General features: G+C 66.8%; 12 protein-coding genes, 1 tRNA gene and 2 pseudogenes. 10 read left to right on the top strand and 5 right to left on the bottom strand.

Going from position 1 to position 14674, the window contains the following annotated elements; translation table 11 throughout:
• Window positions 1-30: 30 nt before the first annotated feature.
• On the bottom strand, window positions 31-600 hold the full coding sequence (locus tag BN1186_RS06080; RefSeq protein ID WP_052459861.1) for a 5-formyltetrahydrofolate cyclo-ligase: 570 nt from the start codon (window positions 598-600) through the stop codon (window positions 31-33).
• Window positions 601-618: 18 nt separating this feature from the next.
• On the opposite strand from BN1186_RS06080, the gene BN1186_RS06075 reads away from it, so the two are divergent.
• The 4 genes from BN1186_RS06075 (at window position 619) to BN1186_RS06060 (ending at window position 4295) form a co-directional block, all read left to right on the top strand.
• Window positions 619-1914: a molybdopterin molybdotransferase MoeA gene (locus BN1186_RS06075; protein WP_040283227.1), complete on the top strand. Its 1296-nt coding sequence runs from the start codon at window positions 619-621 to the stop codon at window positions 1912-1914.
• 74 nt (window positions 1915-1988) lie between these two features.
• Window positions 1989-2765: a hypothetical protein gene (locus BN1186_RS06070; protein ID WP_139650887.1), complete on the top strand. Its 777-nt coding sequence runs from the start codon at window positions 1989-1991 to the stop codon at window positions 2763-2765.
• Between the two features lie 1060 nt (window positions 2766-3825).
• A tRNA-Ala gene (locus BN1186_RS06065) sits at window positions 3826-3898 on the top strand.
• Between the two features lie 34 nt (window positions 3899-3932).
• Window positions 3933-4295 carry a hypothetical protein gene (locus tag BN1186_RS06060; protein ID WP_246043252.1) on the top strand — a complete coding sequence of 121 codons (363 nt, stop codon included), beginning with the start codon at window positions 3933-3935 and terminating at the stop codon, window positions 4293-4295.
• 159 nt (window positions 4296-4454) lie between these two features.
• Here BN1186_RS06060 and BN1186_RS06055 read toward each other — a convergent pair whose 3' ends face one another.
• From BN1186_RS06055 to BN1186_RS06045, 3 genes are all read right to left on the bottom strand, one after another.
• Complete coding sequence (locus BN1186_RS06055) at window positions 4455-4868, bottom strand: helix-turn-helix transcriptional regulator (RefSeq protein WP_052459859.1); 414 nt, start codon at window positions 4866-4868, stop codon at window positions 4455-4457.
• Window positions 4865-5692, bottom strand: coding sequence for a 23S ribosomal RNA methyltransferase Erm (erm, locus tag BN1186_RS06050; RefSeq protein WP_040283226.1), 828 nt, complete (start codon window positions 5690-5692; stop codon window positions 4865-4867). Before erm ends, BN1186_RS06055 begins: the two co-directional genes overlap by 4 nt.
• Window positions 5693-6157: 465 nt before the next feature.
• Window positions 6158-7843, bottom strand: a complete 1686-nt coding sequence (locus tag BN1186_RS06045) for an ABC-F family ATP-binding cassette domain-containing protein (RefSeq protein WP_040283225.1) — start codon at window positions 7841-7843, stop codon at window positions 6158-6160.
• Between the two features lie 425 nt (window positions 7844-8268).
• Here BN1186_RS06045 and istA point away from each other — a divergent pair.
• From istA to BN1186_RS06025, 4 genes and pseudogenes are all read left to right on the top strand, one after another.
• Window positions 8269-9841 (top strand): annotated as a pseudogene (istA, locus tag BN1186_RS06040) (IS21 family transposase).
• Window positions 9838-10659 (top strand): annotated as a pseudogene (gene istB, locus BN1186_RS06035) (IS21-like element helper ATPase IstB). The pseudogenes istA and istB overlap by 4 nt, the downstream one beginning before the upstream one ends.
• A gap of 70 nt (window positions 10660-10729) precedes the next feature.
• The gene (locus tag BN1186_RS06030) at window positions 10730-11101 is read left to right on the top strand and encodes a VOC family protein (RefSeq protein WP_040283223.1); all 372 of its coding nucleotides are present in this window, start codon (window positions 10730-10732) and stop codon (window positions 11099-11101) included.
• Window positions 11102-11218: 117 nt separating this feature from the next.
• Window positions 11219-11764 (top strand): DinB family protein, encoded by a 546-nt coding sequence (locus BN1186_RS06025; RefSeq protein WP_040283222.1) that lies wholly within the window; start codon window positions 11219-11221, stop codon window positions 11762-11764.
• 435 nt (window positions 11765-12199) lie between these two features.
• Here the strand turns inward: BN1186_RS06025 and BN1186_RS16455 are convergent, their stop codons facing one another.
• On the bottom strand, window positions 12200-12763 hold the full coding sequence (locus tag BN1186_RS16455; protein WP_040283221.1) for a CGNR zinc finger domain-containing protein: 564 nt from the start codon (window positions 12761-12763) through the stop codon (window positions 12200-12202).
• Between the two features lie 70 nt (window positions 12764-12833).
• Here BN1186_RS16455 and BN1186_RS06015 point away from each other — a divergent pair, with 70 nt between their 5' ends.
• Both BN1186_RS06015 and BN1186_RS06010 read left to right on the top strand, forming a co-directional pair.
• Window positions 12834-14081 (top strand): MFS transporter, encoded by a 1248-nt coding sequence (locus BN1186_RS06015; RefSeq protein WP_074436949.1) that lies wholly within the window; start codon window positions 12834-12836, stop codon window positions 14079-14081.
• 57 nt (window positions 14082-14138) lie between these two features.
• A complete protein-coding gene (locus tag BN1186_RS06010) occupies window positions 14139-14621 on the top strand; it encodes an alpha/beta fold hydrolase (protein ID WP_040283219.1) in 483 nt (160 codons plus the stop codon).
• The last annotated feature ends 53 nt before the right edge of the window (window positions 14622-14674 follow it).

The following is a 14674-nucleotide window of genomic DNA, read 5'->3' as shown; positions in this document are numbered from 1 at the left end:
GAGATGACCGCCGCAATGATAGTTCAGCCGTCAACAATGCGCCCAACCGCGCTCAGTGGCGTAGCCGTGCACCGCGACATCATGGGGGAGGGTGGGGACGGTGTCGAACACCTCCGCCTCGCGGGCAAGCCCGATCAGCAAAGCGTCGGCGCGGCGGTGGAGGAGCGCCCTGTCGTACCAGCCGCCGCCGGTGCCCAGCCTCGTGCCGTCGCGCCCGACGGCGCGGCAGGGCAGCAGGATCACGTCTGCCTCGGCGAGGGCCTCGGCGCCGAGTCCCGGGCCCGCCGGGTGGGGGATGCCTGCCCAGCCGGGGACCAGGGCGTCCCACCCCGGGAACTGCGCCCAGTCCGGCTCGCGGCGGAGTTTCGGCACCAGCACCTGCCAGCCAGCCTCCAGCAGGCCGTCGATGATGGCCCGGGTGCCGGGCTCGCCCGGAAGTGAGACGTAGACGGCTGCGGTGCCCGCCCTTCGGTCCGAGAGCGCGGCGAGAACGTGGCGGGTGCGGTGCTGGTCCTCGCGCTCCCACGCCTGTGTTGAGGTGCGGCGTCGCGCAGCGGAGATGGCCTCGCGCAGCGCGCCTTTGCGGGGGTCGGCAACCATTGGCATATCGTAAGGGGCATGGCCTGGTTTGGACGTAAATCGCAGGAGCCCGTCGTCGAAGAGATCCCCGAGAAGCCCCGCCTCCCTGAGCCACCGGCGCTGAGCGCATCGGGAATGCGCAGCGTCGTGGACCACACCGATTACCTCTTGAGCCTGGTGAAGCCGCTGGAGCCGTTCGGTACCTCGCTGCTCGAGGCGTGGGACCAGGTGATGTGCGAGGACATCGATTCGTCCATCAACGTGCCGCCCAACTCCACCGCGAAGGTCGCCGGATATGCCGTGCGAGCGGCGGACCTGATGGACGATGAGGGTCACCTGGCCGAGCCGTTGCAGATCGTGGAGGCCGACGTCGAGCGGCTGCCGGAGGCAGGGGCTGTCGTGGTGGCGGCCGGCGACGTGCTGCCGCGCGGGGCCAATGCGGTGCTGCCGTCGACCTTCGCCACCCTTGAGGACAACCACGCCCGGCTGATCGAGAAGGTCGCCGAGGGGGAGTACGTGCGCGCCGCCGGCGAGCACCTCAGCGTCGGCACGCGGTTGCTCAGCGAGGGCGACGTGCTGGACGACCGTGCCATCGGCCTGCTGGCCGGGGCCGGTATCGACAAGGTTCTGGTGCGGCCCCGCCCCCGCGTCGTGATCATCAGCTCCGGGGACCACCTGGTGGATCCGGGAGATGAGGTGCAGCACGGCGACTCCACGGACGCGAACTCCTACATGATCGCCGCCGCCGCGCGAGCCGCAGGGGCCACGGTCTTTCGCGTCGCGGTGCACTCCAATGACCCCGAAGCCATCCGCACCGCCATCACGGACCAGTTGATCCGCGCAGATCTCGTCATCTCGACGACGGGTGGGCGCCGCGAGGACTACGAGGCCGTCGCGGGAGTCATGGAGGAACTGGGGCTGGTGGATTCGGTGGACGTGGCGATGTCGCCGGGCCGCACCCAGACCTTCGGCCTGATCGGCGAGGACGACGAGCGCGTGCCCATGCTGATGCTGCCGGGCAACCCGGTGAGCGCCTATGTGTCGTTCCACGCCTTCGCCCGCCCGCTGATCCGCCGCCTGATGGGCATGCGGACCGACCACCGTGTTGTGCGGGCCATCACCGGCACCATGTTGCGCTCCATGAAGGGCACCATGCACCTGCTGCGCGGCCACGTGAGGCTCGAGGGGAGCATCCGCCACGTCGAGCAGGTCTCGCTGCCGCACGCGTTGGGTGAACTGTCCCGATCGAATGCGCTGATCGTCCTGGACGAGTCCGTGGAGTCGGTCAAGGGCGGTCAGGCCGTGAAGGTCTGGCTGTTCGACGACGAAGACTGAGAATTCCTCAACCCACTCTGGCGACGCGCGCCGCAGCGGCAGGCAAATTACACCGATGTTGTTAACGTATGGGCATGCTCGCCGGGATCATCATCGCTGTTGTCGTCTGTGCCGGCCTTGCGTTCGCACTTCCCTGGGTGACGGCGCAGCGGCCCGCCGATGTCGAGCTCGAAAGCGACCCCACTGAGCGGTTCGCCGATTCCATGCGGATCATCCGCCGCGACGTCGAGGATTTCGTTGAAGACGAAGACCTGGCGTCGGTCTCCACCCCGCTGACCCGCCGGGCGGAGCTCAATGAGCTGCGGCTGATCGCCCGCCAGGCGGCCCGTCTTCGGCTCACGGTGGTGTTGGTCCTCCTGGGTGCCCTGGTCGTGCTGACGGTGCTCGGCGTTCTGAGCGTCGTGCCCTGGTGGAGCCTGGCGATCCCCGGTGGGCTCCTCGTCGCGTTCCTGTGTGTGGCCCGCCTCACCGTCGTGGGTATGCACCGCAATCTCGACCGTCGCGCCGAGGCGGTCCGCGCCGGGTTCGACGAGGATGAGGACACCGGCGTCATCGAACTGCCCGAGGCGGAGCAGGCCGAGAACACCGAGATCTCCATCGAACTGACGATGCCCACGACGATGGGCGCGCTGTGGGACCCCATCCCGGTGACCCCCGCCACCTACGTCTCGCAGCCGCTGCTGCCGCGCACCGTCCGCACGATCGATCTCTCTGCCCCGGTGACGCCCACGTCGCCGCTGGTGCCCACTGCGGACAACCCGGCAGATCCCGTTGAAGAGGGCGAGGTGACGATCACCGGCTCCGACGGCGGCAACGTCACCGAGATGCGCCCCCGCGCAGTCGGCGAGTAGCCCTTCACCTGACTGCTCGGCCCCTGATGCCGGAGCCACCTGTTCAGTTCAGCACCGAGTGGGTCCCTCGCCAACGCAGGTTTCTCCGTGCCTGAGTTGCTGCTCGGCGCCGACGACACATCACAGGCGCCGAGAAATAGCGGCGGCGCGGAAGAATCTTGGTTGGCGGGGAGGAGTCTGTGTTGGCGCGAAGCGTTGAGCGTTGGCGCCGTGTCATCTGTGTCATCTGGAGGCGGAGCGCTCCGCCTCTGTTTCCGGATGTCTCGATGGTTTGCCCCTCATCTTCACCGGCCTGCGGCTAAGCGCACCCGCAGTGGATGAGGTGCTGGATCGGCTGCGGGGGGCCCTTTACTTCGACCTGTCCGGCCCGCTTCGCGCTGGGACAGGCTCAGCACAAGCGTCGTTCGCTGGCTCGCAAGCTCGCTGGCGAACTCAGGGACCGGAGCCGGTCCCTGAGCGTCGCGCCCCGCGCGGCGACGAAGGGCGGCCGCAGCGTGTCCATGACCCTGACCACAGGCTCGACCAGCCAGACTCCAAGGAGTGGCCGGGGGCGGGGGGATGCAAGTGCTTCTCCGGCACCGGACCCCACTCAGGTCCCTAGTTGCCCGACAACGCCGTGGGAAAGCAACGCACCCCGACACCGGACACTCCGGCAACCACGACGACAACGGTGTCGGCAGTAAGCCCCGGCAGCAGAAACGTTGAAGCCGAGGGTGGGGGAAGAAGGACGCGAGTTTCGAGGCCACGCCGAGAAGCGACAACCGAACGCCGTCGCCCACGCGCACGGGCAACACTCGCGTCCTTCTTCCCCCAGCCTCGGCGGCGCACACCCGCAGTGGATCAGGTGCTGGATCGGCTGCGGGGGTTTCGACACCGCTCGTAGAACCCGCGGGCTCAACCAGCGCGGGACGCAGCCGGCTCAATAAGCGCGGCACGCTCAGCACAAGCGTCGTGCCCGGCTCGTTCTTCGTGGGTCCACTGGGGCCCGGCCTCGATAGGCGCTCTCGCTGGGGCCAACTTGGAGCGGTTCTCCCAGCGGTGCTAAAGTTATCGATGCTCTGGGGCTATGGCGCAGTTGGTAGCGCGTCTCGTTCGCAATGAGAAGGCCGGGGGTTCGAATCCCCCTAGCTCCACGTAAGATGAGAAAATCGAAACTTGCCCCGCCTGATGGCGGGGCAGTTTTGTTTCTGCGGTGACGTGGGCCGGGGCATCGATGCTGGTGTGGGCGAGGACGCTGGCTGTGGTCTGCTCGGGAGTGTAGGTGGCGTTCTCTTCGTCGTCGATGGTGATGCGGGTGAACAGGGCGCGGTTGAGGATCCGTCGTTCGGCTGGTTCGCACTTGTTGTAGAGGTCGTTGAGGTCGACCAGGAGTTCAGTGAGCTGGTCCAAGCCTGTTCGGGCCTCGGCGTAGGCGTCGGTGAGGTTGTCGAGCCGTGTGGTGATCTGGTCGAGGTTGGCGCGGATGCGGTCTTGGAGTCAACCAAACCTTCGGCAGTCCCGAAGACGGACAACAAGGAACCCCTACAGTGACCGCCAGGAACCCAACGAACCCGACGTGTCATACCCGGCCTAGCAGGTGCACTGGGATCAGGCCATGCATTGCTTCCGAAGATGAGCAGAACCATCACAAGGACGCGGTGTTTGGAATCATCAACACGGCGGCGATCTCGCGCTGCTGATACCCACCGGCTAGTGTTCGCGAGAGATCGCCTGATCGATTGCGGTGCGCCGATACTTGGACGGGCTCATCCCGACGATGGCGGTGAACTGCCGTGCGGCATGCCCACGGCTGCGCCACCCGACTTTTGTCATGGCGACGCCGATTGGAAGATCAGTCTCGACCAGAAGCTCAGCCAGCCGATGGGCCCGAATATGAGCCAGGTACCGCATGGGTGGCATCCCGAATCGTTGTGTGAACGCTCTGCCCTGCTGTGACACCGAGAGGTGAACCAGCGTGGCAAGGTCACCGAGCCGCCAGTCCCGCTCGGGTGCTTCGGCCAGAAGTCGTGCCGCCCGCTCGGTGGCCGTCTCGGCGCGGCGTCGCTTCGCTGTGCGGGTGGTCTCGACCTCGTGGAGGTAGGCCTCCCGCGCGGTGATGCTCATCGACGGCGCCTCCTCGACTTCAGCTGCCGCGTCCGCGTACGGTGTGAAGGCGGCGAAGAACCGGTGGTCTTGAACAAGTCCACCCATGCCTCGACGGGCATGTCCTTTGGCAGTCCGGCACCGTTCACGCCGTGGCGTGTCAGCCACGCCTGTGCCGCATCGGGTGAGCCGAGGCAGGTGGTGCGTACGAGGATGTGAGCGAGCCCACGGCCGGGGCCGGTGTAGACGCGGTGGACCAGGGCGTGGAACTGGCGTCGCTGTGCCGGGGGCAGCAGCGGGCGTTCGCGACGGTGGATCGTGAGGATTCCGCCGTCGACTCCTGGACGGGGGGTGAACGCGCGAGCGGGGACACGACTGTGCAGCGTGAACTCGAACCAAGGCGCCCATTGCGCCGTCATCATCGTGGCACCACCAACGCCCGCTCTGCGCCGGGCAACCTCCCATTGCAAGAGCACAATGGCATCGGTCCAGGCAGGTGCGTGCAGGATGCGTCGCAACATCGCCGTGGTCTGGTGAAACGGCAGGTTGCCGACGAGCACATGCGCCGACGGTGGGAGCTGGTAGGTCAGGAAATCGTCGGCGATGACCTCCACATGTGACGGGAGTCGTTGGGCCAAGCGCAAGGCGAGCCGGGTGTCGATTTCGACGGCTGTCACTGGCCGCCCGAGCTGGGCCAGCGGCGAGGTGAGTACTCCGTCACCGGGGCCGATCTCGATGATCGGGCCCTCGGTATCTGCCACGAGCCGTGTCATCGTGGCGATGGTGGATGGGTCAGTCAGGAAGTTTTGGCCGTGCTCATGACGGCCACCTCGATAGGTAGGCACTCGTTGCTCCGTGGTTGTTGCGGAGCCGGGCACGCTGAAAGAGCCGCCCGGCCGTGGTCACCGGAGGCGGGAGCAACAACCTGTGGAGGGTGCTCGCCGCCGTTAACGGCTGCGCAGACGCAGCGAAGCAGTGCCGTACAACATGTCACCGAGTGTAGGCGATCCCGTCGCCATTCAGCGACTTAAGACTCCTCCCAAGCGCCAAAGACGCGGTGATTCGTATCAATGTAGACCAGAACGAATTCCGAGCGAATCCACACCCGCAGAGCCCCGCCATCATTGAGATTCACTCCGTGAGAGATCTCGACCGAGTCGCCACGCCTCTTGCAGATCGAGGTTGGGAGGCTGCCAGCTCACCCGTGTGACGACCAGGTGGGGTTGACTCGGGGTGGCGATGCTGACTCTGTTGACGTGCTACTGCGCCGACGCGGGCACCTTGCGTCTCGACTTGGTGGACTGTGATTGTCATCCTGTTTCGGGCAGCGTCAACCGCTGGCCTTTCCATCGTTTGCGCAGCCACCGGTCGTGTGATGCAACGACGACAGTGCCAGGGTATTGGGCGAGTGCGTATTCGAGCGCGGTGACGAGGCTGAGCGAAAAGTGGTTGGTCGGCTCATCCAGCAGCAGGATCTCTGGGGGGTCAGCCAGGAGTACCGCGAGGGCAAGGCGACGCTGTTGGCCGACGCTGAGTTCCTGCACGCATCGATTGTGGTCTCGACCAGCAACCAGTCCGAAGGTCCCCAGCGGCACTCGTGCCGCACGCTCCACGCCGACCAGATCCGTGTAGGCGTCGAGTGCGGTGCGAGCCGTACCGCGATCGTAGGGGTCAGGTAGGGCGGTCTCTTGCGCAAGCAGCCCTACGCGGTCGACCGGTGCGCGAGTGACCTGCCCGCTGCTGGGTTCCAGCGTGCCGGCGAGCAGGCCGAGCAAGGTCGATTTGCCCGACCCGTTCGGGCCGGTCATGAGCCACTTCTCGCCTCGGCTGATGCTGAGCGACGTGGCCGGGAGCCGATTTTTCAGCGTTACGTTGACGGTGGTGAGCACGGGTTCAAGCGCGCCGATGGCACGCGGGGCGCCAGCAACGGTGAGCCCTTGGAATTCGAGTTCCCGTGGCGGCTTCCGGATCTGGCGGTCTTCAAGGTCCGTCAGGCGTGCGCGAGCGTCGTTGACGCGGCGAGATACGACCTGCTCGTTGCGGTCAGCGTAAAACTTCTGTGCCATGCGTACCTCGGTACGCGGGCGCCAATCCGAGTGCCCCACCGTCTGCTGATCCTTCACCGCTTTACGAAGCCGGGAAAGCTCGGCCTGTTCATCGCGATACTGCCGTTCCCACCTCTGCCGTGCTTCAGCTCGTGCGGTCAGGTAGTCGCTGTAGCTGCCTGTGAAACGGGTGAGGCCGATCCCGGTTCCCGTGCCGTCGTGAACCAGCGGCCCCGCGACCGCGTGCGGGAGTGGCGAAGGGTCGAGATCGAGCAGCGACGTGACCGTCTCATCGAGAAAGGCCCGATCGTGACTGGCAATCAGCAGCGGACCCCGCCACGCCGTGAGCACGCTGACGAGATAGGCGGTCGCGGCATCATCGAGGTGATTCGTCGGCTCATCCAGCAGCAGCACATCCGGTGCACTTAGCAGCAGCCACGCTAGGGCGAGCCGAGCTCGCTGCCCTCCGGAGAGCGCTCCTACAAGCCGGCGGCGGTCGATGTCCCCGATCCCGAGACCGGCCAACATGCCGGAAATCCTCGCGTCGATCTCCCACGCTCCAAGGCGCTCGGCCGTCTCCAGGGCACGTGCGTAGCCGTCGGCCGTGACAGGATCGTCGGGGCGGTCTGCAAGGGCGACGCCGAGCCTGCTGACCTCTTCGGCGGCACGACGAGACGGCGCGACCGCGGTCTCGATAGCATTATCGATGGTCTCGGTAGCAGAGAACGGGTGCTCCTGATGTAGCAGCCCGAACACCGGCGCATCGGCATCGGGCGCATTCACGGTGACCGTTCCCGATGCCGGCTCCAAGACTCCGGCGATCGCCTTCAGCAACGTCGACTTACCCGACCCGTTTTCCCCGATGAGTCCTCCTCGGGCCCCGGCAGGCACGACGAACGACACATCTGTGAGGACCCGCCGATCAGGATAGGAGAATGAGAGACCCTCCACCCGTAGATGCGAGCCCGCGGCAGTGAACGACGATGAAGCAAGTACATGAGGCATGAGCAAGATCCCGAAGACGTGACGAAACCTGCCGGGCAGACGGCCTCGGACGCAGGTCAGGGAAACGCTCAAATGGTCACGGACCCAGTCTACCGAGTCTTGTCATCGGATCAACCAAGCGGGATGCCGATTGGGTACGGAGCACTCGACGCCTACTCCGGTGCCCGGCGGTTCAAAAGGCCGCTGGTCTGGCTCATCTGCTGAGTATGACGGTGTCGATGCGTGGTTGTGACAGTTTGGTTCGGCCCCGTTGTGACGGCCTGATCTGGCCCCGCGTGCGACTTGCCGGGGTGTTGACGGTCTGAACTGGCCCCACCCCTTCACGCTGGTCCCCATCACTGGGAACCAGTCGCGAGGGCAAGGGAGCCAAGATGGGGTCACGAGTGCAGCTGTACGCCGACATCCGCCACGACGCGCGAGTCGATGGCCTGTCCATCCGCGAGCTCGCCCGCAAACACGGAGTCCACCGCCGCACCGTCCGCCAGGCACTCGCCGCTGCCGAACCCCCACCCCGCAAGAAGCCGGTCCGCACGGCACCGCGCCTGGACCCGTACAAGCCGGCCATCGACGAGATGCTCACCTATGACCTGGCCGCGCCGCGCAAGCAGCGTCATACCGCGACCAGGATCCTGGCCCGGCTACGCGACGAGCACGGCGCCACGGACCTGTCGTACTCGACGGTGCGGGACTACGTGGGGGTCCGGCGCGCGCAGATCGATCTGGAGGCCGGGCGTCGGGTGGAGGCGATGGTGCCGCAGGACCACGCCCCCGGCGCGGAGGCCGAGGTCGACTTCGGCGAGGTCTACGTCATCCTCGACGGCGTCAAGAGCAAGTGCCACATGTTCGTCTACCGCCTGTCCCACTCGGGCAAGGCCATCCACCGCGTCTACCCGACGGGCGGGCAGGAAGCCTTCCTCGAGGGACACATCGAGGCCTTCCACGCCCTGGGCGGGATCCCGACCCGCCACATCCGCTACGACAACCTCACCTCCGCCGTGGTGCAGGTCATCCACGGCGGTGACCGGCTCCGCGAGGAGAACGAACGCTGGGTGCTGTTCCGCTCCCACTACGGCTTCGACGCGTTCTACTGTCAGCCGGGCATCGACGGCGCCCACGAAAAAGGTGGCGTCGAGGGCGAGGTCGGCTGGTTCCGCCGCAACCACCTCACCCCCATGCCCGAGGTCGCCAGCCTGGACGAACTCAATGACAAGATCCGCGCCTGGGAACACGATGACAACACCCGCCGCATCACCTGCCATGCGAACACGATCGGGCAGGACTACCACGCCGAACTCGACCACCTGGCGCCATTGCCGGCCGACGACTTCGACCCCGGCTTGATCCTCCACCCCCGGGTCGATCGCTCCGCCCTGATCACCGTCCGCATGGTCAAGTACTCCGTCCCCGCGCACCTGATCGGGCAACGCGTCCGCGTGCCCCTGCGGGCCTCGTGCGTGGTCGTGTTCGAGGGCCGCACCGTCGTCGCCACCCACCCCCGCCTCGGCACCCGTGGCGTGACCCGGGTCGAGCTGGACCACTACCTCGAAGTGCTGCGGCACAAGCCCGGCGCGTTCCCCGGCTCCACCGCCCTCGCGCAGGCTCGCGCCGCCGGGGCATTCACCGCAGCCCACGACGCGTTCTGGGCCGCCGCCCGCAGGACCAGCGGCGACGTAGCCGGCACCCAAGCGTTGATCGACGTGCTCCTGCTCCACCGATCCCTCCCGGTCGATGCCGTGATCGCCGGCATCACCTCAGCCCTGTCGGTCGGCGCCATCAGCCCCGACGTCGTCGCCGTCGAAGCCCGCCGCCACGCCACCGGCCACACACCCGCCCCAGCCCCCCCTGCCCACTGTCACCGCCTACGACGAACTCCTGCGTCGTCGCCAACCCGACCCCGCCCCGGCCTCCGCCGAGGTCCACCACATCCAGACAGGAACCCCATGACCACCAGCACCTGCAACCGCCAGGGCGGTCTTCGCCGCCGTCACAGCCTCACCGAACAAGCCGCCCAAGCCGCGATCGACCAGGCCTGCCGGCTCCGGCTGCCCACGATCCGCGCCGTGATCGATGACGCCGTCGCGGCCGCCACGAAGGAACAACTCACCTATCAAGGCTTCCTCGCCGAACTCCTGCTCGCCGAGGTCGACGACCGCGACCGGCGCTCCACCCTGCGCCGCATCAAGAGCGCCGGCTTCCCCCGCGAGAAATGGCTCGCCGACTTCGACTTCACCGCAAACCCCAACATCAACGCCGCCACCATCAACGAGCTCGCCACCGGCGACTGGATCCGCCGCGGCGACCCCCTGTGCCTGATCGGGGACTCCGGCACCGGCAAATCCCACCTGCTCATCGCGCTCGGCACCGCCGCCGCCGAACAGGGCTACCGCGTCCGCTACACCCTCGCCACCCGGCTCGTGAACGAACTCGTCGAAGCCGCCGACGAGAAACAACTCACCAAGACCATCAACCGCTACGGACGCGTCGACCTCCTCGTTATTGACGAGCTCGGCTACATGGAACTCGACCGGCGAGGCGCCGAACTGCTGTTCCAAGTCCTCACCGAACGCGAAGAGAAGAACGCCATCGCGATCGCGTCCAACCAGTCCTTCTCCGCCTAAACCGACACCTTCACCGACCCTCGCCTGTGCGCAGCGATCGTCGACCGCCTCACCTACAACGCCACCATCATCGAAACCGGCACCAACTCCTACCGCCTCGCCCACACCCGAGCCCGCCACCAGACCCCCTCCACAGGCGCGTGACATTCCTAAACTGCCGATGACGGTTCGTTGGTGCGAGTCCCGCCACAGCGCTCCTGCGTAGGCTCGGCACATGTCGATGCGCCTCACACAGCTGGTTCTCGAATGTGACGACCCCCAGCGGCTGGCTGCCTTCTGGCAACAGGTGCTGGATCTGGGACCGGCCACGGGTGACCCCGACTGGCTGACACTGCAGTGGGAGCCGGTCGGACGCTTCTCGTTCCACCGGGTCGAGGGCTATCAGGCCCCCACTTGGCCTGGAGATGTCGGGGCCCAGCAGGCGCACTTTGATCTGCTCGTTGACGATCTCGAACAGGCGGCGAGAACCGTCTTGGAGGCAGGCGGCACCCCGCTGACTGATGTCCTGGACCCGGGCCCCAAGGGCTGGCGCATCTACGCCGATCCGGCTGGTCACCCCTTCTGCCTCGTCACTGTTCCCGAGTAGCCAGCACAGCCCGCCTCGCGACGGTCGCCCCCTTCTTGCCGCTGTCGGAGCTAGCGTCCGACCATGCCGCAGGTCGTTGGGCCCCGCCGCCGCCCTCGCGCTCAGTAGATTGGCGACATGACCGACGCAGCGTTCGATGAACTCGGCCGGCCAGAGCCGCCCGCCCACGACACAGAGGAACGAACCCTGCTGGGATTCCTCGACTTCCTACGCGCCACGATCGGCTGGAAGACCGCAGGGCTGAACACGGCCCAACTCGAGGCTAAGCCGCTGAGTTCGACGATGACGCTGGGCGGCATGCTCAAGCATCTGGCCTACGTCGAGGATTTCTGGTTCGGCCGAGTCCTGTCGGGCCGCGATCCGCACAAGGCCTGGGCCACCGTTGATTGGCGCGCAAACCCCAACTTCGACTGGGAATCCGCTGCCGGGCACAGCCCTGACGAACTCCACGCCCTGTGGAGCGCCGCCGTGGACAGGTCACGACATCTGTGGCGCACCCAAGCAACCCAACCCGGCTTCACCCTCGAGATTGATTACGGTCTGCCAAACGGCGAGCGGGTCTCAGCCCGCTGGGTGCTCACCCACATGATCGAGGAGTACGCCCGTCACTGCGGACACGCCGATCTCCTACGCGAGGCCCTCGACGGCGCCACCGGCGAGTGACTCCTGGCAAAAGCGCACATCTGCCGCTGTCGGAGCTAGCGTCCGACCATGCCGCACCTTGCTCTTCATGCCGGACGGCGGATGGTGGGGCGTGTGCCGGGATAGCTGCCCCACCGACGCTGTCCCCTGCCCGGTCAGCACGTCCAACAGTTTCCGACGGCTCGGGTGAGACAAGGCGCGAATCGCGTCGGCCAGAGCCTCACCTGTGGGCGGCCAGGAGGCAGGCGGGGTCACGTCATCGAAGCGCTCGGATGCAGGTCGTCTCGGCATGCACCCATCCTTGAGACCCCGTCCGTCCCATACAACGGTTCTTGTATGACTCCCCTTAAGCACGGGCCAACATCCGACTTCGCCGCGACCGGCAAAGTGCGTGACAGGGCTGATCTGCCGATGAGCGGACGTTGCTCCTGCGTCTGACGGCAGGTGCGACGAGGGTCACCGAACGGGCCGTGCCCCCTGGATCTGGCGACTGCGCCAGCGACTCTGCTTGTTCCGATTCCCGCAGATCTCCATCGAGCACCACTGCCCCGTCCTGGAGCGAGAGTGGTCGTAGAACGCCCACTGGCAGGCGTCGTCCAGACATGCCTTCATCCGCGACCACGAGCCATCCCTCAGCGACTGGTCGACGGCCTGGATGAGAGCGGTCACGACATGACGGGCCCCGTCCCCGGTCGGCTGGAGCGCGAGACCCCCTGACGTAAAGGCGGGCACGGCGCTGCTCCAGGCAAGCGCAGCGTTCAAGGCTTCCAGCGTGGGTGTCGGCATCGGGGCACGATCATGGTTCGCCAAGAATCCAGCTCTGAGTCCCTCACGCAGCTCACGCATGAGTGCCCGCGACTCAGCTGAGCTCCCGGCTGGGACCTTCTGCTCGTGGCACCACGCGTCCCACTGGCTCGGATCGAGCAGTGAGTCTGTTCCCTTCTCCAGGTCCCGCGTATTCACGAACCTGCGCACCAGCTCGAGAGAACCAGGCGCGAAGGGGTCGGAAGACGTGGCCATACGGCATGGTAACCCTCATCGCACAGTTGGGGGTTGCCTAGCCCCATTGCGGGAGATAACCTCCATCACCATGACGACAGTTAGTGCCTGGCGTAGTCGCGACTTCCGACGCATCTGGGGTGCCACGACGAGCTCCGCGTTGGGCAACGAGGTGGGAGAGCTGGCCCTGCCCGTCTTGGCACTCGTCTGGCTGGGTGCGTCGGCCGAGGAGCTGTCGATGGTGCGAGCAGCCACGTTCTTGCCCTACCTGCTGCTGACCCTGTGGCTCGGTGTGGTCGTCGACCGCTACCGCCGCCGGGCCTTGCTCATCACCGCCGAGACGGTGAGTGCCTGCACGCTCTTGACGATCGGGGGGCTCGCCCTGCTCGGCACACTGACGATCCCCGTCCTGGTCGTCGCGGCCGCGCTGCTGGGTTCGATGGCCGTCCTCCACATGCTGGCGGACTTCTCGTTCGTCCCCCTTGTCGTCTCCCGCGAGCAGCTCGCCGACGCGAACGCGCGCATCACCGCCACGCAGTCAGCCATCGGCATCGGAGGGTCGGGCGTCGGTGGCGCACTGGTGCAGTGGTTGTCCGCGCCGATCGCCATCGGGCTTAACGGCGTCGGGCGGCTCGCGGCCGTGGTGCTTCTGTACCGGGTCCGCACGCAAGAGCCGGTTCCGGAACCTTCAGGCGCCTCGGCCCTCGCCCAAGCCTGGGAGGGACTCGTCACCCTGGGGCACCATCGCGTCGTGCGGGCCCTGGCTGCGGAGGCCACGGCGTGGAACCTCGGGAACGAGGTCTTCATGCTGGCCATGACCGTCGCGGTGGTGCAGGAGCGCTCGGACGGGCCCCTCATGCTGGGTGTGATCTTCATGGCTGGAGGCGTGGGTGCGTTCCTGGGGGCCAGCCTGAGCGCCCGGCTGACATCCGCGTTCGGCTACGGACGATCGTTGATCACCGCCATGGCGCTGGGAAACACCGCGCCGCTGCTCGGTGTGCTCCTGGCGTCGGACACCTCGACGCGCTCACTGGTGCTCCTGGGTGTCGCCTTCGTGGCCTCGGGCGTGGGCATCGGTGTCGCGAACTCGCAAGCCGTCACGGTTCGTCAGCTCTGCGTCGCGGAGCACCTGCGCGGCCGGGTCAACGCCGCCTACCGGATGCTGTCCTGGGGTGCTCTAGCCCTCGGTGCACTCCTGGCGGGGTGGCTGGTGACGGCTTGGGCGTGGTGGCCGGCGGCGATCGCAGGCACGACGTTGATGGCCGTCTCCACACTTCCGGTCGCGGTCTCCCCTGTCCGACGTATGCAGGGACTCACCGACCATCCGTCAACTCCTTAGGACTGGGGCTCTACGGCTGCACCCCCAGGGGGACATACTGACGGCACGGCCACCGCGGTGACCCTGCGCCCGATGAGCGAAGACGAGTACACGACGTGGCGGGCGGTGTGCGTGGCCGCCTACGCGCGCGACACCGTCAAGACGTTGCGCATCACAGCCGTCGTGGCCACCGAGCGAGCGGCAGCGCAGATCGAACAGATGATTCCCGATGGGCGAGGGACCGCGGACAACTACGCGCGGGCGATGTTCAGCAGCATGAACTCTGGCGCCGGATTCGTCCTTGATCTGCGCCAGGCATCCGGCAGATCGAGCGGGTCGAGGCAGGCATCGATGTCGTCTATCGATGTCCCCACCCTGGTTCTCGCCTCACGCCATGACGGCGTAGTGGCGTTTGCCCACGCGGAGAATGCCGCAGCCGTCATCCCCGGCGCCAGACTCGTCGACACTGAGGCCGCCAGCCACCTGTTCTGGCTCGGCCCCACACACGATGCCGTACGCCGCGAGATCGACCGGTTCCTTTCTGCTGCTGCCCTCGGTTGACGACTTCCCCCACGTGCACGATGCAGGCCGGCGCGTGGAGGTCCTCCGGCAAC

It is taken from the genome of Tessaracoccus massiliensis, from assembly GCF_000826065.2.
Classification (GTDB): Bacteria; Actinomycetota; Actinomycetes; order Propionibacteriales; family Propionibacteriaceae; genus Arachnia; species Arachnia massiliensis_A.
Note: the sequence above shows the minus strand (reverse complement) of the source record. Positions and strands in the feature narration are given on the sequence as shown.